Source organism: Acinetobacter qingfengensis (assembly GCF_008693185.1).
Classification (GTDB): Bacteria; Pseudomonadota; Gammaproteobacteria; order Pseudomonadales; family Moraxellaceae; genus Acinetobacter; species Acinetobacter qingfengensis.
Genome location: NZ_VXKN01000004.1, coordinates 116,407 through 138,420, shown reverse-complemented (window position 1 = coordinate 138,420; position 22,014 = coordinate 116,407). Strand labels below are relative to the sequence as shown.

Genomic DNA, 22,014 nt, shown 5'->3' with positions numbered 1-22,014 from the left:
AGCAGACCTCATGATGTTGTCACCGGATTAGTCAAACAAATAGGAAATTTAATCGTCATTAATGTACTTGTATTAGCAGGATCTAACGGATAAGTAGCGGTAATAGTTAATTTAGGATATGAAGCATCCTTAGAACCATCAAAACCGTAAGGAATACATGTTCCAGATTTTTCAAAAGTAATGCTGCTAACATTTATTTTTGTAAGATCGGAAAAAGTTGCTGATTTTGACCACGTTAAGGTTTTTAGTCCAACAACAGGATCCGATGAACATGCACTAGTCAATAGAATGAGTTGTTTATTGTAATAAGTCACACCTTGACAAATGGCTGTCACAGGAGATATTGTTGGTGCAGGAATATAACGCCATAAAACAGTTTGACCTGAAGAAGTAAATTCTGCTTCCTCTGTAAGATTATTTTTTATATTTCCATTATTTTCATCAAATACAGAATTTTCTAAAATAATTAAATTTTTACCACTCTCTAAACCAAATCCTGCACTCTGGATCATGCTTTGCAAACCCATCAGACTATTTTGCAAGTTTGCTGTTCTAACCGTACTTTTTTGCGATGCAATACTGGTTTTTATCACGGTACGAAAGACCGCCAATAATGCCAGCAAACACAACATGGAAAGCAATAATCCAATCAACACACTTAATAAACTGATACCGTATTGTTTGATTTTCATCAATTTCCCCCTACGGTCATTTCACCGCCTAAAGCAGCATCCTTAACAGTTAACTGCGGAATTGGAACGCTAATATCATCATCCATTGTGATAGATGTAGTCGAAGGTGAGCATTCAGAAACACCATTTAAAGGCGCAGTTAATGAGCCTTTATCGGCACAATCACCAGTTTGTAATTTTTCCCGTAATTGATTAACCGCAATGGCTTGAGCAGAAGATTGACGCTGAATTTGCATGATTTTGCCCAAAGCAAATGCTGTTCCCAATGCAATAATCGCCACCAGTAACATGGCAATTAAGGCTTCTAGTAAGGCAATCCCTGTTTGATGCAGTCGATTAAAATGCATAATCTTCTCCTGCAACCGAGCCAGAATATTTAATTGTTGGCATCGATGATAGATTCACGATATTTTTGTCTGAATCTACGACTTGCGCTTTTGAATTAAACAGAATAATGCTTGGCTCAATGGTAATTTTTTCAGCAATATCAAATTGATGAATAACTTCTTCTTCATCAGATGATAAATCATCATCACATACTGCTTTTTCTGATTCTTTTGCAACACGCACAGTTAATTCTTTTTGATAAAACTTAATACATGCTGCTGCTGTGTTGCCTGTCACTCCTCCACCATTACGAAGAGCGGCGGCTCTGGCTAAATTCACTGCACTTTGTAAAGCTGCATTTGCTTTATTTAACTCAGCCTGATCAATCCAGCCTCTGGAAAGTGATGTGCCCAATACGGCCAAAATAGCAACAATGACGATCACCACCATGATTTCGATCAGGGAATAACCGTTTTGGCTAGAATATTGGCTTACCATGTCACACCCAGACAACCAACAATCGTACGTGTAGAATCCTGTTTTAATGTCAAAGTACAGCCTGATAAATTTCCTGTGCCTGTTGCGGTAAGTGTGTAAGTACTTTCAGCCTGATTACTGACTAATTTATATTCAAAAATATTTTCAGAAGGTTTCCACGTTGAGAATTTTTCACTAATTTTTTTGTTTGTTGCAGATTCAACCAATTCAGATGATTGATCCGGATAGCTTAAATTACGTTGATAATAGCTTTCCAAAACCAGACTTAGCGTCATCAGGTCGGATTTTGCCACCTGAATATGAGATTTTTTGATGTAATTTTGGTAACTCGGTAATGCAATCGCTGCCAATATCGCAATAATCACGATCACAACCATTAATTCAACCAAAGTGAAGCCCTGAGGGCGTACTATCCTCATTGTTCAGCCTTTTTTACTGTTCATTTTTTAAAATTTAATCTGGTGAGTGGCTCAGTGTTGCTGCCTTTGTAGATATGTCATTGTTTTTGCCCCTAAAAATGATTAAAAAACACCCTTAAAACTTCCCCATCATAAAAAAAAAAAAAACGATCGTCAAGCAAAAAATATAAATATTTTTTGCTTATTTTTTAAATATTTACAAATTAGATTTCTTAAAAAGTATAAATAAGCCTTTTATTTTTCTTTTTTAAACATTTAAGGTGAGATTAAGTTTTTCAAATGTATGCTGATGAGAGGATTTATTATTATATAGTGGCAATCAGGAGTTATAGAGCAGAGATTTACTATGTCGGATTGTCAAATTCACACTTGTCCTGAAAATGCCGAAAATTCTCTTTTTTACCTGGCATTGCATATTAAGAACAATGAAAAGCTATACGAAATATACTTTTCTTTTACAAGTAATCACATAAGATATTGAATTATTTGTAAAGTTTTCCATGAAAAATATATTCCGCAAGCAATAAAAATTATAAATTCAATATCCTATACTGGGTATAGAGGACTATAAAGCTCAAACTTTCCGTAGAAAATTAACTTGATATTACAGGCGCATTTCAATACCTTGTGCAGCAAGATATTGTTTTGCTTCCGGAATAGTGTGCTGTCCAAAGTGGAAGATACTGGCAGCTAATACGGCATCTGCTCCGCCTTTTAGAATACCGTCAGCCAAATGTTGTAAATTGCCTACACCACCTGATGCAATGGTAGGAATAGTGACCAGATCATTAATCTTGCGCATCAATTCCAGATCGTAGCCCTGTTTGGTGCCATCCGCATCCATACTGGTGACCAATAATTCACCTGCACCATATTCAGCCATTTTCACAGACCATTCCAATGCATCAATACCCGTTGGTTTACGCCCGCCATGCGTAAAAATTTCCCATTTATTGTCTGCAACTTTTTTGGCATCAATCGCAACCACAATACATTGCGCACCAAAACGACTCGAAGCTTCCTGTACAAATTCAGGATGAAATACTGCAGCAGAATTAATACTCACTTTATCTGCACCGGCATTCAGTAACTGACGGATATCTTCTACCTTGCGCACACCACCACCCACTGTTAAGGGTACAAATACACTTTCTGCCATGCGCTCTACGGTACGGTAAGTCGTATCGCGTCCATGATGTGTCGCTGTAATATCCAAAAAGGTGATTTCATCTGCGCCTTGTTCGTTATAACGGCGCGCCACCTCTACCGGATCACCCGCATCACGAATATCTAAAAACTGAACACCTTTGACCACTCGCCCATTATCTACGTCCAAACACGGGATAATTCGTTTTGCTAACATAAATTTGTCCAAATGCAATTGAAATGCAAGATAATTTGCCTTTCAGGCTACACCTTAGGGCAATAAGCAGTTATTCTAGCAAAAATATGTTATTTGTCCGTAGGTTTTCTTCATTATGTCAGTTTATACACAGCTTTCTCTGGCTCAGGCACAACAATTTGCAACTGCCTATGGATTGGAAGTGATCGCATTAAATCCCATTCAAGGCGGCATTCAAAATACCAATTATTTTTTAGTCTGTGCCGATCAGAAACAATACGTACTGACCATATTTGAGAATGAAACTGCACAAAGTGCGGGCGAGCTGGTTCCTGTTCTACAACAATTACAACAACACGGTGTCCCGGTTGCTACACCATTACTTTATCAGCAACAAGCCATTCATACTTTACTGAATAAACCTGCTCAAATTGCACCACGGGTTTGGGGAGAACATCCCATGCAGACCAGTCTTGCCCAGGTTATCGAAATCGCTAAGGCACAGGCAAAGTTACATACTGCCTTACAGCATTTTAAAATGATCCGAAGCCATGATCGTGGACATGCCTACTGGACCAATATTGGCCAAATCCTTAAAACTGCCGAAATGAATGCAGATGATCAACAATTGTTTGATCAGGTGTATGCAAAGTTTGAACATTTACAAACGCAACATCCTGATCGCCCAAAAGGCTGGATTCATTCAGATTTATTTCGTGATAACACATTATTTCAGGGTGATCAGCTCACTGGTATTTTAGACTTTTTTGAACTTAATCATGATGAATTACTGTTCGATATCGCCATTACCATCAATGATTTTTGTACCCAATACCCTGATGTAACCTTAAATACGCAATATGTACAAGCATTTTTGCAGGCATATCAAGATGTTCGTCCATTAACAGCAGATGAAAAGGCCTGTTTAAATATTTATCTGGCAATGGCTGCATGTCGCTTCTGGTTATTACGTTTGAATGTCGCCAGACTTAATCGCCTTGAGGGACGTACTGGCGCTGATGTTTTTGTTAAGGATCCGGCTGTTATGCGCGCCATGCTTGTCGATCGTTTAAATGCTGGAATGATTTAATATGGCACGTTATCAGGGACGCCTGATCGAATGGCATGATGAACAGGGTTATGGCTTTATTCAGGGTATTACCGATCCTCGGCATAATCGATTATTTCTGCATATCAAAAGTTTTTCACAGCATGGGCCACGTCCTATTCAGGGTTGCGTAATTGAATATGATTTAGGGTTGGATCAAAAATCCCGCCCTCAAGCCATTAATGTTCGTTATGTCAAAGCCAAACAAGTACAAAAAACACAATCCAGCACCTCAAATCAGATGAAAAAATCAACCAGTTTTCATCCAATCTTTATTGTTATGGCGATTTATTGGGTTGGTTTATTGGTCATGTCTGCCTTTGGCCAACTCATTCCACTAAGTTTATTGATGATTATGCTTATCAATGCCTATACTTACTGGATTTACTATCAAGATAAGCAAGCTGCCATACAAAATCAGGCACGGGTTGCCGAACAACATTTATTATTGATGAGTGCTTTAGGCGGTTGGACAGCAGCATGGTTTGCTGCACAACATTTTCGGCATAAAACACAAAAACAACCGTTTAAAACTTATTTTGCACTTTCTATTGTAATCAATTTTGTTTTAATTGCCTTTTCAGTCTGGGTACAGCGTCTGTACTTCTGATGGATGTATTCAATAAATAGGACAATATGATGGCAACTGAACAAGATCAAAAAAATCTTACCTATATTCTTTATTCATTTTATATTGCAGCGATTTTTTCTGTCGGTATTCTGGCCATTGTTGCCCTGATTATTAACTATGTAAAATATGACAGTGTGCGTGGCACGATGCTGGAAAGCCATTTCAAATGGCAAATTCGTAGCTTCTGGTGGTATCTATTTTGGAATGTGTTTGCTCTGCTGTGCGCATTCCTGATTGTTTTTATGTATAAATCTACATGGTGGGTCAGCATGCCGTTCATTGCGGTAATGATCATTGTAGTTGCATGGATCTGGCATGTTTATCGTTGTGTACGAGGATTGATCACTTTGACCGAAGATCGGCCAATGTATCAACCTTGACCGATATTTTCAAACGCTCGTTTTAATTAGCTATCCAACTGTTGTGTGGCCTGAATACGGTCACGCATCTTTTGCAACCATACGGTCTGCGCCTGCGGCTTGATAAATAAAGTTACAATTTCTGGATGCATGGATTTTGCTTTGGCTTCAATGCGATTAATACATTGTTCAATCTGATCACTTGTTAAATTATCTTTAAATTCAAGACTTAATAAGATCAATACCTGATGTGCACCAATTTGCTCTGACAATAACCCATTGGCAGATAAAACAGCTTCATCTTCAGAAGCAATCACCATCACATTATTACGTAACTGTGGATCAGCCGCTTCACCTAATAGTAGCCCTTTGGTTTCACGAGCCAATAAAAATGCTGCAATCGCCAGAATTACACCAATAATTACCGAAGCCACACCATCAAGTTCAGGTAGATTAAAATAGTGGCTAGCCGTAATCCCGATCAGTGCTGTCACCAATCCTAGCAATGCTGCCGAGTCTTCAAACAACACTGTAAATGTTGTCGGATCCTTACTACGTCGAAAAGCCTCAAAATATCCCAATCGTCCCTTGGTTTTTTTAAATTCTCTTAATGCAATCAACCATGATGTACCTTCAAATAAAATGGCAAACCCCAGTACAATATAGTTAATATACAAATTTTGCATCACTTCGGGGTGTCGGATATGCATAATACCCTGATAAATCGATACAATTGAACCCAATGCAAAGACCATCAATGATACAATAAACGCCCAGAAATACAATTCACGACCATAACCAAATGGGTGCGTCATATCCGCACTACGCTCCGAACGCTTTAAACCATGTAAGAGTAAAATCTCATTTAATGTATCAACCAAAGAGTGAATCGCTTCACTTAACATAGCCGAGCTATTGGTCACAAATGCAGCAATAAATTTAACAATTGCAATCGCAAAATTACCTGCTAAGGCTGCATAGACCACAATTCTACTGGAATTTTTTTTCTTGCCCAGCTTTTTATCAACAAGAGGAGTCTGCTTCATATCGCATGAGAATGATTCAAAAGAATATTGTTATTGTAGCGCATCATCTCTAAGCTTTATTATTTTTCTGGTGAATTTAAATAGAATGACAATTCAGGGATATTTTTCTGTCAATAATGACTCAAGCATATCCCTGATTAAAATTTATTTTTTCTGTAACTGCTGCATGGCAAGATAAAGTAAAACGCCTGCACACAACCCCCAAAATGCAGATCCCACTCCCCACAAAGTTAAATTTGATGCTGTCACCATAAAAGTAAGCATGGCTGCATCCAGATTATTTTCTTCTGCCAATGCCGATTTCAAAGCATGGCTACAAGCAGAAAATAAGGCCAATCCAGCAATTGCAACAATAAAAGCTTTAGGTACTAAAGCAAAAAGCTCCACCATACTTTGTGCAAAAACTGCAAATAATACATAGAAAAAAGCACAACTTAATCCAGCAATATAGCGTTTTTCGGCATTAGGATGACAATCTGAACTGGTACAAATTGCCGCAGTAATCGAAGATAAGGTCACGCCATGAGAACCAAATGGTGCTGTTAATAACGACATAATTCCAGTATGAGTAATCAGTTTTGATTCCGGAGCTTGATAACCTGAAGTTTGCATTACTGCCAGCCCACTGGCATTTTGTGATGTCATTGCCACAATAAATAATGGCAAGGCAATGCCAAAAATCGCAGACACCGACCATGTTGGCATGGTCAATACAGGTATGGTCATCGACCAATCAATACTACTCCACGCTAGGTCATGCCGAAAAAATACCAAGGCCGATCCAATCAATAACGTACACACAATCGCATAACGTGGCAGTAAAATCTTGCTTATAAAATAACCGATACACATCACCCCAACCAATGCACCTTGCAATTGGATCTGGGCAAAAGCCTGCAAACAAAACTGTAGTAAAATTCCAGCCAGCATTGCAGCAATAATACTCATGGGAATTTTGCGCATGACTTTTTGAAATAAGCCGGTCACGCCAAAAACAATAACCAGAATAGCGGAAATAATGTATGCACCAATGGCTTCACTCAGCGAATAAAGTGGTAAAGCAGTCACCAATAATGCTGCACCGGGCGTTGACCAGGCAGTTATAATCGGCATTTTTAGTTTTAAGCTGAGAAAAAAAGTAACCAAACCGCATCCTAATGAGGCTGATGCTAACCATGATGCAGTTTGCGCTGTAGACAGACCACCTGTCTGGGCAGCATGAAAGATAATCACTGCCGAACTGGCATAAGCAATAACCACAGCAATAAAGCCAGCAACAATGGCTGAGAAAGAGATATCCTTGGAGATTGACATTTTAACGTGCTGTAAAATCAATAATTCTCATCTAGCTTACACGGATTCAAAAAAATCTGAAATCATTGCAAGCTTTTTTCCCCATATTTCTACTTAGGGTTAAATTTCCTCTGAAACAAAAAATTAATGTGAAGATGAAGATTGTAATAAATACTCGGCCAAATCATCTACATGATGTGCAATGTAGTTCGGTTGATATTGTTTCAGTGTGGCCAAATCGTGAACCCCATAACTAACCGCAACACGTGGCATATTCAGACATTGTGCCATTTCCAGATCGTAGCTGGTATCACCGACCATTACTGCACGTTCAACAGGAATACCTGTATGGCTCAAAATTTGCTCCAACATTAATGGATCAGGTTTGGAGCGAGTTTCGCTGGCCGCACGGGTAATATCAAATAAGTGCTGGCTATTTGTTTTAGCCAAAACACGGTCTAGACCTTTACGGCTTTTCCCGGTTGCCACCGCCAATTTTTTATGTTGTGCTTTTAATGCAGCCAACATCTCTGACACGCCATCAAACCAATAATCATGCAGAGAATGTTCCACATAATGATCAGAATAACTTTGCAAAATTTTTTCTTGTAACTCAGGCACATGAGGAAATAAAGTTTGCATTACTTCCGGCAAGCCCAAACCGATAATACTTTTTGCTGCATCATCACTTAGACTCTGCTGATACTGTTGTGCAGCGAATTGTAAGCTTTTCACAATCTGACCAACCGAATTAAACAAAGTACCATCCCAGTCAAAAATCACCAAATCGAATTGCTGTGTCATTTGATCATCCTAAGTTTTGCCACAATTGCCTGCATATCTTCAGGTAAAGGTGCATTTATGACAGGATAATTTGGAATTTCTAAGCGCATGGCATGTAAACACAATCGGCGAGCATCCACATCATGAAATGGTGTTTGATGTCCGTATTTATCATCACCAATTAACGGATGTCCAATACTTAAACCATGAACACGAATTTGGTGTGTACGTCCGGATAATGGAGAAGCATGAACCAGTGTGGCGTGTTTAAACCGCTCTGCAACTTTCCAAATGGTCTGGCTTGGTTTACCTTCCTTGGAAATACGTACTCGTCTTTCGCCATTGGCAAGCTCATAACGTAATAAAGGTGCATCAATCAATTGTTCATCCAGTGTGACGACACCTTTTACAATCGCTGCATAAGTTTTTTTAATCCGATGCGCACGCAAATCATCCTGTAATAGTTTTAACACACTGCGTTTTTTTGAAATCATTACCAGACCCGAAGTATCCCGGTCAATACGATGAATAAGTTCAAGATATTTTTTACCAGTGGCCTGACGCAGTGCTTCAATCAAACCATACGCTACACCACTACCGCCATGTACTGCAATCCCTGAAGGTTTATTCACCACAAGTAGGCCTTCATCTTCATAGACAATTCTTTTTAATAAGCCTTGTGCAACCTTATCTCCAACTGGAACGACCTGTTCAGCATCATGCTGTTGCATACGAATCGGTGCAACCCTCACCTGATCTCCTGAAATCAAGCGACTTTCTGCTTTGACACGTTTTTTATTGACACGTACTTCACCTTCACGAATCAGGCGATAAACCCTGCTTTTAGGTACGCCTTTTAAACGGCTAAACAGAAAATTATCGATACGCTGTCCGTCCTGATGCTCTGTTACATCAAACCAGCTTACGCTTTGCCACGGCAGATCAGAATGTGTCATGTACAATATTGCCCTAATGATTACGGTTTTGAGTATTTTTTAAACAAACAAGCCTAAATTTTGCCTAAAAAAAAGGATCTACCCCATAGGCAGATGGTCATGCATTTGCTATATTCAGCGCACGGATACCAACGTTACCGTCCATCAAATATGACGTGATCAGGTCAACTCTTGTACACTGATCTCTTGATGCACATAAGATAACGTGTTTGGTCCCCAAAGAATATGCCTATGCCGAGGGGCAAATTATATCGGCAAAATGTCTGTTTGTTTGTGTTTTTTAAATTGTTTGACACAAAACAACCCAGACGAAATATATTTATGGCTAACCAATCAGATCTGTTGCAGTCTTAGCTGAAAACGCAATTCATTTATGAATGGAATGATCAGCAGATCTCAGTGTTAGTAAATTGTAAACTGATAACATCAGATAAATTGCGCCCTAAAATAGATATTCAGGTCGCCCGATTGATGTATTAAGGTTCTTTGCTTCCACATTCTGGTGCATGACGTCACATTCCATGCCCAACCAGATGTTGAATACAGCATTGCGAAAGATCCAGTCGATCACCTTATATGCAGCGGTCTGCCCAGTGAATATCATAGGCAGCTTGGGTTTTGCATCACGATGAACAGCGCTTTTAGCCCATCTGGTACCCCAAACCTGAACTTGATTGATACCATAAAATGCATCAAGTTTTCAGGAATGCTTAATGTTGCCAATTTGCTGGTGTATATCATGATAAGGTATTACACCCATGAAACGTATGTTGATTAATGCGACACATGCAGAAGAAGTTCGTGTTGCACTTGTCACGGACAATCGTCTTTACGACTTTGATTTAGAAAATCGTACCCGTGAACAAAAGAAAGCCAATATTTATAAAGGTCATGTCACTCGAGTTGAACCCTCACTTGAGGCAGTATTTGTAGAATATGGTGCCGGCCGTCAGGGCTTTTTGTCCATGCGCGAAATTGCACATTCTTATCTTCAGGCAGATCCACGTGACAATCACAATATCCGTGAATTAATCAGTGAAGGAACCGAGCTTCTAGTACAAGTTGAAAAAGAAGAACGTGGCAATAAAGGTGCCGCACTGTCTACTTATATTTCACTTGCTGGTCGCTATCTGGTATTAATGCCAAACAACCCGAAAGGTGGTGGAATTAGCCGTCAAATTTCCGGCTCTACTCGTGAAGAACTCAAGGAAATTTTAGCAGCATTAGATGTACCTCGTGGAATGAGTATTATTGTCCGTACCGCGGGTATTGGACGCAGTAAAGAAGAATTACAACTGGATTTACAGCATCTACTGGATCTTTGGGCACAGATTAAAAAAACGGCCAGTTCAGGCCCATCACCGATGCTGGTACATCAGGAAGCAGGTGTAGTTACTCGTGCCATTCGTGACTACCTACGTGATGATGTTTCAGAAATCCTGATTGACAGTGAAAATGCCTACAATGAAGCTTACAACTTTGTTCGTGCAGTCATGCCTCGTCAACTCGACAAACTTAAAACCTATACGTTAAATGAACCCTTATTTGCACACTTTGGGGTTGAAAGCCAAATCCAGACGGCTTATGAACGTGAAGTAAAATTACCTTCCGGTGGTTCAATCGTGATTGACCAGACCGAAGCACTTGTTGCAATTGACATCAACTCGGCAAAAGCCACTCGAGGTCATGATGTTGAAGAAACTGCGCTAAATACCAATCTTGAAGCAGCAGAAGAAATTGCCCGCCAATTACGCCTGCGTGACATGGGTGGTTTGATTGTTATTGACTTTATCGATATGAGTAAAGAACGCAATCAACGCATGGTTGAAGCCAAACTCCGTGAAGCAACCCAAAGTGATCGGGCACGTATTCAGTTCGGTCAACTTTCTCGCTTTGGTTTGATGGAAATGAGCCGTCAACGCTTGCGCCCATCATTGGAAGAGTCAACGGGTTCCTTATGCCCTCGCTGTCATGGTACAGGTATTGTACGTGATTTACGCTCCCTTTCCTTATCCATTATGCGTAAAGTCGAAGAAATGGCATTACAGGAACGTCAAGGCGAAATTCAGGTTCAGGTTCCGGTTGAAATTGCAGCATTCTTGCTTAATGAGAAACGCCATAGTCTGGTTTATTTAGAGCAAACCTCAAATGTACGTGTAACAGTTTTACCGCATCCACACTTAGAAACACCACATTACGAAATTCAATACAATCCGTCTGGCTTTGCACCATCAAGCTATGAGCGCACAGAAGCCACCCGCTCCAGCGAAAAAGATCTGGGTTATGAATCTTCTGCATGGCACATCGAAGATGCAATTGAACATTCGATCAGTAGCACTTCAGTGCCGACAACGCCTGCACCGAAAAAACAGGTTACCACAGCACCACAACAGACAAGTGTTCCGATAACTGCAATAGCAAGCCCTTGTGCATGGTTAGAAAATCTATTTGTGCAAAAACAAGCCAAAACGATTGATCAGAGCCGTACTGCCAACAATGCGGCAGCCGCAATTGAGCAAATGGTAAATGGCGGTGCGATCAGTCGCGGACAACATGGTCATGTAGATATTGCTCAACAGGTTGTAAAATCACCTGTAGTACAAGCAGAAACCGTCAATGGTTACCTCACAGCAGCATCCAGCACTACAACACCTGAACCACAAAACGCTTCGCTAGAGAAAGAAGAACGTCCAAGTCGTCGTAAGGACAAACGCAATCGTAAAGACGCCCGTGATCAGCAACGTCCGCAAGACACACGTCAAGAGCCACAAACGGCTCCTGTACAAGTAATAGAAGAAACACCTGCGCCACGTCAACATCACAAGGAACAACAACGTCGCAACAAACGTCATCAGGACACGCAAAATGAAGTACAGGAACAACAAGTTCCACGCCGTGACCGCAATCAAAATCGTCCACAGCGGCAACCACGTCATCGCGATCCGGTTGTTTTAGAACAAAATACTGCACCTCAACACAAGACAGATGACAGTGTAAAAGTTCATATCATTGATCAACCAGCGACCGAAGTATTACCAACAGCGATGCTAGTTAACCTGGATACTGCGCAAACTGAAATTTTGGCAATCAATCCGGCACATGCAACAGCTCCGGTGCCAGTTGCTGCAACTCAAACAATTCATCCTGAGCAAACAGTTGAAATCACACCTGTTGCTGCGGAACAAATCGCCCACCTTGCAGAAGAAGTAGAACAAAATGCCACTTCTGATGACAAACAGGAAAAGCAGTCCGTAGTTCAGTCAGAAACGACCGCATCAAGCGAAGTTAAGCGAGCCAGTAATGACCCTCGCGAACGCCGCCGTCGTAAAACTCAACAAAAACCGCAAACCGCAGTACAAAAGAATAGCAAACCTGCATTAACTGCACAGGCATTGGCAAGTCTGGCACAATTTAATGTAGGTGGCCTAATTCGCCATATTTATGGTGAAGACTGTAATGTCTTGATTGAACAATTTGGTTTAATTCCAACTTTTAACCGAGCATTACAAAAACACTTACAAAGTTTGGCTGTTAACACCATCAATGAAGAAGATGATAATGCTGAACAAAATGCCCAACAACCTGTTACCCGTGATGTTGTGTTACCACCAAGCATCAATCAGGAACAGGTAGAAGTACTGCCATTAACACCGCCAGAAACACCAGCGACACGTGTGGCAAATGACCCTCGTGAACGTCGCCGTCTGGCAAAACAGGCACTTCTGGCTGATTTGGAAAAACAGCAGGCGACGCCTGAACCAACTGAAGCAGGACAAGTAACCATTACAGGCACTGAAGAAAACCATTCGGATCCTGTGGCCCAGCCTACTTTTGAACTTACTGCACCAGAAACAGCCAATGTGCCTGTAGTAGTATCTGACAAAACTTTGGAAGCTATTATCCCTAGCGAAACAGCTAGTGCAGAAACACCGGTGGAAACCGTTGCTCAAGCCAATGTTAGCGAAGAACAAGTGGCACCCGTTGATGCAGTACCTGCTACAGAGAAAGTCAAAGCACCTCGTACACGTAAAGCCAAAACCGCAGAAGAAGAGAAACCTGCTCGTCCTCGCCGTCCACGTGGCCGTCCACCTAAAAAACCGGCAACACCTGATACAGATGCATAATGTATCAGTATGAAATACAACAAAACCTAGTCAAAATTCTGACTAGGTTTTTCTATTTCAGATATAACTTATTTACTAATTCATTGAAATTATGTGACTTTATATAATTTCTACTGGTTAACCCAATATTTCCCAACAAATGAAACAAAATAGGATATGCAGTATGAGCCAAGATGCAAAAAATGAAGTGATTTCTTTCACCGACATGCTAAAACATCTTCCTGGCGTAGTAAAAAAGCTTCCCTATATTGCGACAGGCCTTAGTCAAACTTACCTCAGAAAAAAAGATACGCCAACTGGCTTCGCAGTCGCCTTTGAAAAAGCAGTACATCAACATCCGCAAGGTATTGCCCTGCGCTATGAAGAACAAAAATTTACTTATGCAGAACTTAATGCATGGGCGAATCAGATCTCGCATTATTTTTTGTCTATAAATGCAAAAAAAGGTGATGTAGTTGCGGTAATGATTGAAAATCGTCCCGAACTTCTTGCAACAGTATTAGGTTTAGCAAAAATCGGGGTAATTTCTGCATTGGTGAATACTGCTCAAACACATAAGGTATTAACCCATAGTATCAATCTGGTTAAACCCATTGCCCTCATTCTTGGAGAAGAGTGCCAGCAAGCTATTCTGGATATCCGTGAGCATCTGGACATTACACCAGAACGCCAATACTGGTTTGCTGATCAGGAAACCTTAAAAAATACTGGACAAGCCCCAAAGAATTTTCAAAATCTGGCAAAAATCCTGCCACAATACGCACAATTCAATCCACCGACCACACAACAAAATGTAGGAAAGGACGGTGTATTTTATATTTATACCTCCGGAACGACAGGCCTACCCAAAGCTGCAATTTTTAGTAATGGACGCTGGACACTTGCCTATGGCACCTATGGGCATATTATTGATTTACACCATGATGATGTATTGTATTCAACTCTGCCTTTTTATCATGCAACTGGTATGGTGGTATGCTGGTGCGGTGTAATTGCTGGTCAGGCTACGCTGGCGCTACGCCGTAAATTTTCCCGCTCCAACTTCTGGAAAGATGTCAAAAAATTTGATGCAACAGCAATTGGCTATGTTGGTGAACTGTGTCGCTATTTGATGGATAATCCACCTTCTGAAGATGAACACAATCACCGTGTCACCAAGATGATTGGTAATGGTTTGCGCCCAAATATCTGGCAGGATTTTAAAAAACGTTTTGGTATCAAAGAAGTACTGGAACTATATGCATCAAGCGAAGGAAATATTGGCTTTAACAATGTCTTTAACTTTGATAATACAGTCGGTTTTTCTCCCCTGCCATATGCAATTGTTGCATTTGATAAAGAAACTAATCAACCAATCCGTGATAAAAATGGTTTTTGCCAAAAAGTAAAAGCAGGAGAAACAGGGTTATTGATTGGGAAAATCACCGCACGTACCCCTTTTGATGGTTATACCGACCCGGAAAAAAATAAAGCAGTGCTGATGCAAAATGTGTTTAAAGAAGGTGATCATTATTTTATTACCGGAGATCTGGTACGTAGCCTCGGTTTTAGACATGCTCAGTTTGTGGATCGACTTGGTGATACTTTTCGCTGGAAAGGTGAAAATGTATCTACAACAGAAGTTGAAAACATCATTGGAACACACCCGAAAATTGCTGAAGTTGCAGTTTATGGTGTTGAAATTCCCCAAACTAATGGCCGTGCAGGGATGGCAGCAATTTGTCTAAAAGATAATTGTTCTCTGAATGCTCAGGATTTAGCGGATATGGTTGATTTATTCAAACAACAATTACCAGCCTATGCCATTCCTGTATTTATTCGTATCCAGCAACAAATGGAAACCACCACTACATTTAAATATCCCAAAGCACGGTTAAAGGAACAAGCCTTTGATCCAGAAAATTGTAAAGATCCCGTATATGTATTATTGCCACAACAGCAACAATATATATTAATGCGCGATGACATCTATCAAGGGATTATTCAAGCAGATTATCATTTTTAAAATGACACGAAAAGTCGCCTATAAAAAAACCAGACACCAATCGATATGGTTTTTTTATAGGCAAATATTGGACTTATCGATAATTTCCCCTTGTGTTCTATAAATAAATTGCTACAATACGCAGCATCAAAACGAATGGGTCGTTAGCTCAGTTGGTAGAGCAGTGGACTTTTAATCCATTGGTCCCGCGTTCGAGTCGCGGACGACCCACCATTAATGTTTTGCTTTGTAAAAATTATTTTTGCAAATACCTGTAAGGGTCGTTAGCTCAGTTGGTAGAGCAGTGGACTTTTAATCCATTGGTCCCGCGTTCGAGTCGCGGACGACCCACCAATATTCAAAAAGCCTCTCTATAAAAATGAGAGGTTTTTTATTGTCTAAATTTTTCAGTTTGTCTTAACTTAAATAACTTACTGTTGAACTCTCAGCTTTTGTTCAGAGATAACTCTCATATTGAATTGATAGGTTGTGGCTAAAATTTTTAGGGTCTTTTCAATATTTTGTGTCGAATAAGAACCTGATATCAAGACTTGTTCCAAAGAAGGATCAAGTTCGATTTCGCCTGGATAATATCTGGATAGCTCTGCAACAACTTGTTTAAGTGGCATGCTATGTACCACCAACAAATGTTCACGCCAAAGAAATTGTGTAGCTTGATAATTATCTTGATGAATTTGATTTTGATCAAATACAGCAGCATGCTCCGCTGTGATATCCTGATGATATTGACCATGTACCGTCTGAATTCTGACAATACCCTCTTTTACACTGAGTTCGGTTTGATCAGGCAGATAATGCACATTAAATACTGTCCCCAGAGCCTGCAATTTCCCATGCGATGTACTGACATAAAACTGCCGTTTTTGTACATCATGATGCGTTTCAATAAAAATTTCACCTTGGGCAAGCTCAATCTGGCGTTGAAAATCTGTATATTTAACCCGAATTTTAGATGCACTATTTATCCAGATTTGACTACCATCCTGTAACGTTAAATATTGCGTTTCTCCCATACGCGTTGTATAAACATCCACGGCATCAAAACTTAATAAATCCGGTAAATAATCCTGCTGACGAATACTCTGATAAGCGTAAAAAGCGGTCATCACTGCAAGCAATCCTAAACACCATTTACCGCCAGATACTTTCTTTTTATGCTGTATATGTGCCATGGTTTTTGCTAAAACTGGTCTGGATAAGCGATTAAACTTCTCATCAAACATGGTGACATTTTGCCAGATATGCTGATGCAAGCTATTGGCATTTAGCCACTGATCAAATGCCTGTTGTTGTTCCTCGCTAAACCCCTGTTCTTTTAGCTGCATATACCAGTGCGCAGCCTGCTCATATGCCTGTTGCCTTACTTGTTGATCAGATTGCTGCGTCATTGAAAAAATTTCTCAAATTTTATTCCATCGCCATAAAACATAGTGCCATTGCTTTGGCTAGATCCCGCTTGACTGTGGCAATAGAAATCCCTAATTGCTCTGAAATACCCGCATAACCAACACCTTGTAATTGTGCCAGAATAAACACTTGTTTAGGTCGATCTGGCATGCTTTCAATAATTTCACTGAGTTCGCACAGTGTTTCAATCAACAAGATATGATCTTCGAGATTAATGCCGGTTTCATTGCGCTGATCTTCTGCCAAAACTGCTAAATAGGCTTGCTCTACCCGTCTACGGCGGTAAAGATTAAATAATAGACTTTTTGCGACAGTAGTGAGTAAAGCACGAGGTTCATAGTAATAATAATCAGTATAACGGCTTATAATTTTAACAAACGTATCATGCGTTAAATCGGCAGCATCACTTCGGTTGCCAAGCTTTCTACAAAACCAACCGTATAACCAAGGTTGATGATCTCTATAGAGATGATCGACATGCTGGGTTATCTGGTGTTTATTCAGAGATTTATCTGAAAACATGACAAATACTAAATTAGAAAATAATAATTATTATCAATATAAAGTCTATATTTGTAAATACTGTGCCCGAAAGCATCTGTAATAAAGTCCATTTTAATATTCATAAATCATCGTATCTGGATATGTACGGTCATAGAATGATACTTTTATAAATTAGATTAAAAATTTTTTCCTAGATGTACATCATGAAATGGCATGTTTATGGAAAATTAGAAGTCTGATAATTTAATTGTGAAGATTACGATTTTCTAAAAATGAAAAAAATATTTAATTTTTTGAGCTAATTATCATTCTCAAGTGATAAGTGATTAAAGCGATTTTTATTCACACTATTCAGGGGAATATCTCATGCAACAAAAAAAATGCAGTATATCTGTTCAACACAAGCATCCATTAAAGATTGCCATAATTTCAATCATCTTAGGCACACTAACTATAGGGAGTCCGCACGTACTGGCACAATCGCCTACCTTACAATCCACCGCTGTAGAGGTAAACATTGCCGCCATATCTCTGGATCAGGCAATTGCACAATTTGCCGGTTTATGTCGTACAGAAATTTCTTATGATCCAAAATTACTGGAAAATAGAAAATCCAGAGGTCTGAAAGGAACATATACCTTTGAACAAGGTATGACTATTTTATTACAAGACACGCCATTTAAACTCATAAAACGTGCAGATGGCATCTGGACAATTACTACAACTGAAAATCAAGTCTATTATGCCGGTCAACTTAAAACATTAGATGTAAAAGCAGATTCTGATCAAATTTCAAATCGTAGTGGAGTTGCTCAACTCCCAGCCATCACAGTGAATGCAGAAGATAGTTATGCATATACCACGAAAAATACGGCCACTGCTACAGGATTAAATCTATCTGTTAAAGAAACACCACAATCCGTTAGTGTCATCACACGCAAGCAAATGGATGATTTTAATGTTCAAAATCTGGCTGATATCATTAAAGTAACACCGGGCCTATACGGTAAAAACGGAGGAATTTCCAGTATAGAAGTCACCCCTTATGCCAGAGGGTTTAGTTTTGGTCATATCAATGTCGATGGTATCCCACTGGATATTACCGGTTTTAATCAAAGAAATGTCGCTGTCGATACCGTCATGTATGAGCAAGTTGATGTGGTGCGTGGTGCTACAGGTTTGTTAGAAGGTGCTGGTACACCCTCCGGCACCATCAATCTGGTGCGTAAACGTCCGACATCCCGACCATTATTAGATCTAACGGCTAGTTATGGTAGCTGGAATAATCAACAATTTACCATTGATGCCAGTCAGGCACTCAATGCGCAAGGCAATACAAGAGGACGAGTTGTTGGGGCGTGGCAGGATAGCGATAGCTTTGTTGATGTGACCAATACTAAAAATGGTACTTTTTATGGAATCGTGGAAGCAGATTTGTCGGATCAGACTAAAATCGGCTTAGGTGGTTCTATCCAGCGTACTAGGACTAATGGCGTTTTTCGTGGCTTACCAACCTTTGCAGATGGTCGCCATATGAATCTTTCCCGCTCCAGTTATTTTGATACGCCGGATAGTTATCAGGATCGTGATAATGATACTGTTTTTGCTGATATTCAACATAGATTAAATAATAACTGGAAAATTAAGGCTTCCGTCACGCATATCAAGGGTGATAACGATGCAAAATATACACTCAATGAACGTATCACTGATAGTGAAACTACATTTAATCAAAGTGAATCAGGCTGGAAATATGGTACTGAACAAACTATTTTTGATCTTCGCCTAAACGGTGATTTTGATCTATTCAACAGGCAACATGAGTTTTTGATCGGTGCGAATTATCGCAAGGATAATTCTACCAGTCGACAAACATGGGGTGGTGGTGGTCGTATTATTGACATTAACAACTACAATCCTTATGCCTATCGTCTAATCGGCGAATCTGCAACGGTACCATTATTATGGGGCAGAAATACCAAAGAATACGGGCTGTTTGCTGCTGCCAATTTACAATTATTAGATAGCTTACATGCTGTAGTCGGTGGCCGTTTCAGTTGGTATCAGCAAGATACTACAGGCTGGTATACAGGTACGCCAACATGGAAAAGAAGTCTGGATGAAAGTGCTGAGTTTACTCCTTATTTCGGTCTGGTCTACGATATCAATCAGAACCATTCTGTTTATGGCAGTGTGACTGAAATATTTGAGCCGCAAAGTAGTATTGATGTAAATGGCAATACACTTGACCCGTTGACCGGTACCAATTATGAATTAGGCATCAAAGGTGAATATTTTGATGGGGCACTCAATAGCAGTTTGGCAATTTTTAGAATTAAACAGCGCAACCGTGCTGTGACAGACGAAGCAAATTGTCCTTCAAGTGGTAGTATTTCTTGCTCACGCGCTGCTGGTGAAGTACAAAGTGATGGTGTTGATTTGCAACTGACAGGCGCTCTTACTCCGAACTGGCAAATCGCACTAAGCTATACGTATGTTAAAGCTGAATACAAAAAAGATAGTGTTGCATCCAATATCGGACAACGTATAAATACAGATGAACCTCAGCATCTTTTTAAAATTTATACCAATTATCAATTGCCTGCACCTTATGACAAACTAAGTCTAGGCGCATCATTGTATGGGCAAAGTAAAATGTACCGTTCGGAATCTGGCTATTATACTGCTCAGGATAAATATGCAACGGTTGATCTTAGTGGTGGTTATAAGTTTAATGAGCATTTAAGTCTGCAATTGAATCTTAATAACCTGTTTGATAAAAAATATTATAGCGAACTAGGGTATTCATGGGCAGGCTATAGCGAAATCTACGGTGCTCCACGTAATGTTCTGGCAACGTTAAGATATAAATTTTAATTTTTAAAAGTATCTTCCCCAAACTTGGAGCTTGATCACAAGCCTGGGGAAGATAAATAACCAGAATTTCAGCCCTAAACACAATTATGCTTTATTATTCATATATTTATCTTTAGCTAGAAAGAAAATTTTTCATTCGAGCAAAATCCTTAAACAGGCATATAAATTTCGTCCTGCTTCTATTGAAATCAGATTTTGATTAAATTCAATAAAAAACTGTTTGCACTCATTTTATAATTATAAAAAATTTTCCAATACAGTATTTAAATACTGTCGCCCTAGTTTTGTACAAGCAAAATGTTGTGAATCATTTTGCATCAGATTTTTATGCTGTAAAGATTGTACAATACCAGATAACGATTGTAGCGATAGATGAGTTCTTTGGGTGTAATAATCCTTTGGTGCCCCCTCTGTTAGCCGCAATACATTCATCATGAATTCAAAGGGCATTTCATCATCAGTAATTTTTTTAAACTGCACATGCTCAGCCGGAAGTTTAGCCAGATAATCCTTGGGCAGGCGGGTTTTTTGAAAACGATAGACCCCATCGGCTAATGAAACTTTACCATGTGCCCCGGCGCCAATTGCAAGATAATCACCAAATTGCCAATAATTCAAATTGTGCTGGCTAGGTAATTCTTTGGCCCATGCCGATATTTCATAATTAAAAAAACCATGCTGTTTTAATCGCTGCTCGCCCTGCTGTTGAATCTGTTCCAGTACATCCTCATCAGGTAAGGTAGGTTGTGAACGATAAAATACGGTATTCGGTTCAATGGTCAGTTGATACCATGAAATATGTGTTGCGCCTAGATCAATTGCGGTATTTAAATCATATAATGCCTGTTCCACACGTTGCTGTGGCAAACCATGCATTAAATCCACATTAATCCGCTTAAAGCCTGCTTGTGCTGCGTTATAAATGGCCTGTCGGGCATTCTCAGTATCATGAATTCTGCCCAGTATCTGTAAATGTTCGGCATTAAAACTTTGCACACCAATAGATAAGCGATTGATTCCAGCTTGTAGATAATCCGCAAAAGGTGCATGTTCTAATGTACCAGGATTGGCTTCCATGGTAATTTCACAATTCTGACGAAACGGTACAAGCTGTTGTAATTGGGAGAATAGCCATTGATAGCCCTGTGCCGAAATTAGTGACGGCGTACCTCCACCAATAAATACACTTTCGATCAATCGATCCTGCACAAACTTTTGTTGTGATTGTAAATCTGCCACCAATGCATGCAAATAATGTTGCTCCAAATCCTGAGTAAGTTGGCCTTCTGCCAATTCATGAGAATTGAAATCACAATATGGACATTTACGCACACACCACGGCATGTGGATATACAGGGATAATGGGATATTTTGCGGTTGATAGGACATACTGGCAACAGTTGACAGGAATTACTGTATTGTAGCATGTTCGCCTGTTGATCAAGCAGTTTCATGCATACAGCACCCTTCTCTTATTATTTTATATTATTTTTAAAATCTCTTGTGCTACATGAATTGATCCCAAAAACCGCTTACGCTTATCTCCGAATAAATCCCTTTAAGCGGCATTCACAACAGGATACAAGTCTATCCAATCATCGGTTTACAAGTTTTTTTGATATGGGACAATGGAGCAGATCTTA

At 39.7% G+C, this 22,014-nt stretch carries 18 protein-coding genes and 2 tRNA genes; 8 read left to right on the top strand and 12 right to left on the bottom strand.

What is annotated here, in order from left to right:
• Positions 1–8 precede the first annotated feature (8 nt).
• The 5 genes from F4V57_RS06940 to hisF form a co-directional block, all read right to left on the bottom strand.
• Entirely contained in the window at positions 9–692 is a 684-nt protein-coding gene (locus F4V57_RS06940; protein WP_070070517.1) for a hypothetical protein, read from the bottom strand.
• On the bottom strand, positions 692–1,039 hold the full coding sequence (locus F4V57_RS06935; RefSeq protein WP_070070518.1) for a type IV pilus modification PilV family protein: 348 nt from the start codon (positions 1,037–1,039) through the stop codon (positions 692–694). Before F4V57_RS06935 ends, F4V57_RS06940 begins: the two co-directional genes overlap by 1 nt.
• On the bottom strand, positions 1,029–1,517 hold the full coding sequence (locus F4V57_RS06930) for a prepilin-type N-terminal cleavage/methylation domain-containing protein (protein WP_070070519.1): 489 nt from the start codon (positions 1,515–1,517) through the stop codon (positions 1,029–1,031). Before F4V57_RS06930 ends, F4V57_RS06935 begins: the two co-directional genes overlap by 11 nt.
• A complete protein-coding gene (locus F4V57_RS06925) occupies positions 1,511–1,936 on the bottom strand; it encodes a type IV pilin protein (protein ID WP_070070520.1) in 426 nt (141 codons plus the stop codon). Before F4V57_RS06925 ends, F4V57_RS06930 begins: the two co-directional genes overlap by 7 nt.
• A 604-nt stretch (positions 1,937–2,540) precedes the next feature.
• On the bottom strand, positions 2,541–3,299 hold the full coding sequence (gene hisF / locus F4V57_RS06920; RefSeq protein ID WP_070070521.1) for an imidazole glycerol phosphate synthase subunit HisF: 759 nt from the start codon (positions 3,297–3,299) through the stop codon (positions 2,541–2,543).
• A 115-nt stretch (positions 3,300–3,414) separates the two neighbouring features.
• On the opposite strand from hisF, the gene F4V57_RS06915 reads away from it, so the two are divergent.
• From F4V57_RS06915 to F4V57_RS06905, 3 genes are read left to right on the top strand one after another with little or no spacing between them, the layout of a single operon-like run.
• Positions 3,415–4,368, top strand: a complete 954-nt coding sequence (locus tag F4V57_RS06915; RefSeq protein ID WP_070070522.1) for a homoserine kinase — start codon at positions 3,415–3,417, stop codon at positions 4,366–4,368.
• Between the two features lies 1 nt (position 4,369).
• The gene (locus F4V57_RS06910) at positions 4,370–4,996 is read left to right on the top strand and encodes a DUF1294 domain-containing protein (protein WP_070070523.1); all 627 of its coding nucleotides are present in this window, start codon (positions 4,370–4,372) and stop codon (positions 4,994–4,996) included.
• Between the two features lie 26 nt (positions 4,997–5,022).
• Positions 5,023–5,397 carry a DUF4870 family protein gene (locus F4V57_RS06905; protein WP_081409249.1) on the top strand — a complete coding sequence of 125 codons (375 nt, stop codon included), beginning with the start codon at positions 5,023–5,025 and terminating at the stop codon, positions 5,395–5,397.
• A gap of 26 nt (positions 5,398–5,423) precedes the next feature.
• Here F4V57_RS06905 and F4V57_RS06900 read toward each other — a convergent pair whose 3' ends face one another.
• From F4V57_RS06900 to F4V57_RS06885, 4 genes are all read right to left on the bottom strand, one after another.
• A complete protein-coding gene (locus F4V57_RS06900; RefSeq protein WP_070070525.1) occupies positions 5,424–6,422 on the bottom strand; it encodes a cation diffusion facilitator family transporter in 999 nt (332 codons plus the stop codon).
• 144 nt (positions 6,423–6,566) lie between these two features.
• Complete coding sequence (locus F4V57_RS06895; protein WP_070070526.1) at positions 6,567–7,736, bottom strand: benzoate/H(+) symporter BenE family transporter; 1,170 nt, start codon at positions 7,734–7,736, stop codon at positions 6,567–6,569.
• Between the two features lie 123 nt (positions 7,737–7,859).
• Complete coding sequence (locus F4V57_RS06890; RefSeq protein ID WP_070070527.1) at positions 7,860–8,519, bottom strand: HAD family hydrolase; 660 nt, start codon at positions 8,517–8,519, stop codon at positions 7,860–7,862.
• Entirely contained in the window at positions 8,516–9,454 is a 939-nt protein-coding gene (locus F4V57_RS06885; RefSeq protein WP_070070528.1) for an RluA family pseudouridine synthase, read from the bottom strand. The genes F4V57_RS06890 and F4V57_RS06885 overlap by 4 nt, the downstream gene beginning before the upstream one ends.
• 758 nt (positions 9,455–10,212) lie before the next feature.
• Here F4V57_RS06885 and F4V57_RS06880 point away from each other — a divergent pair.
• The 4 genes from F4V57_RS06880 (at position 10,213) to F4V57_RS06865 (ending at position 15,916) form a co-directional block, all read left to right on the top strand.
• Entirely contained in the window at positions 10,213–13,578 is a 3,366-nt protein-coding gene (locus F4V57_RS06880) for an Rne/Rng family ribonuclease (protein WP_070070529.1), read from the top strand.
• Between the two features lie 163 nt (positions 13,579–13,741).
• Positions 13,742–15,583 carry a long-chain-acyl-CoA synthetase gene (locus F4V57_RS06875; RefSeq protein ID WP_070070530.1) on the top strand — a complete coding sequence of 614 codons (1,842 nt, stop codon included), beginning with the start codon at positions 13,742–13,744 and terminating at the stop codon, positions 15,581–15,583.
• Positions 15,584–15,720: 137 nt separating this feature from the next.
• Positions 15,721–15,796: transfer RNA gene (locus F4V57_RS06870), tRNA-Lys, on the top strand.
• Positions 15,797–15,840: 44 nt separating this feature from the next.
• Positions 15,841–15,916, top strand: a tRNA-Lys gene (locus tag F4V57_RS06865).
• 77 nt (positions 15,917–15,993) lie between these two features.
• On the opposite strand, the gene F4V57_RS06860 is transcribed toward F4V57_RS06865, so the two are convergent.
• Positions 15,994–16,971, bottom strand: a complete 978-nt coding sequence (locus F4V57_RS06860) for a FecR family protein (protein ID WP_070070531.1) — start codon at positions 16,969–16,971, stop codon at positions 15,994–15,996.
• 19 nt (positions 16,972–16,990) lie between these two features.
• The gene (locus tag F4V57_RS06855; RefSeq protein ID WP_070070532.1) at positions 16,991–17,512 is read right to left on the bottom strand and encodes a sigma-70 family RNA polymerase sigma factor; all 522 of its coding nucleotides are present in this window, start codon (positions 17,510–17,512) and stop codon (positions 16,991–16,993) included.
• A 348-nt stretch (positions 17,513–17,860) separates the two neighbouring features.
• On the opposite strand from F4V57_RS06855, the gene F4V57_RS06850 reads away from it, so the two are divergent.
• Complete coding sequence (locus F4V57_RS06850) at positions 17,861–20,371, top strand: TonB-dependent siderophore receptor (RefSeq protein ID WP_081409250.1); 2,511 nt, start codon at positions 17,861–17,863, stop codon at positions 20,369–20,371.
• A gap of 237 nt (positions 20,372–20,608) precedes the next feature.
• On the opposite strand, the gene hemW is transcribed toward F4V57_RS06850, so the two are convergent.
• Complete coding sequence (gene hemW, locus F4V57_RS06845) at positions 20,609–21,760, bottom strand: radical SAM family heme chaperone HemW (protein ID WP_070070533.1); 1,152 nt, start codon at positions 21,758–21,760, stop codon at positions 20,609–20,611.
• Positions 21,761–22,014: the final 254 nt, after the last annotated feature.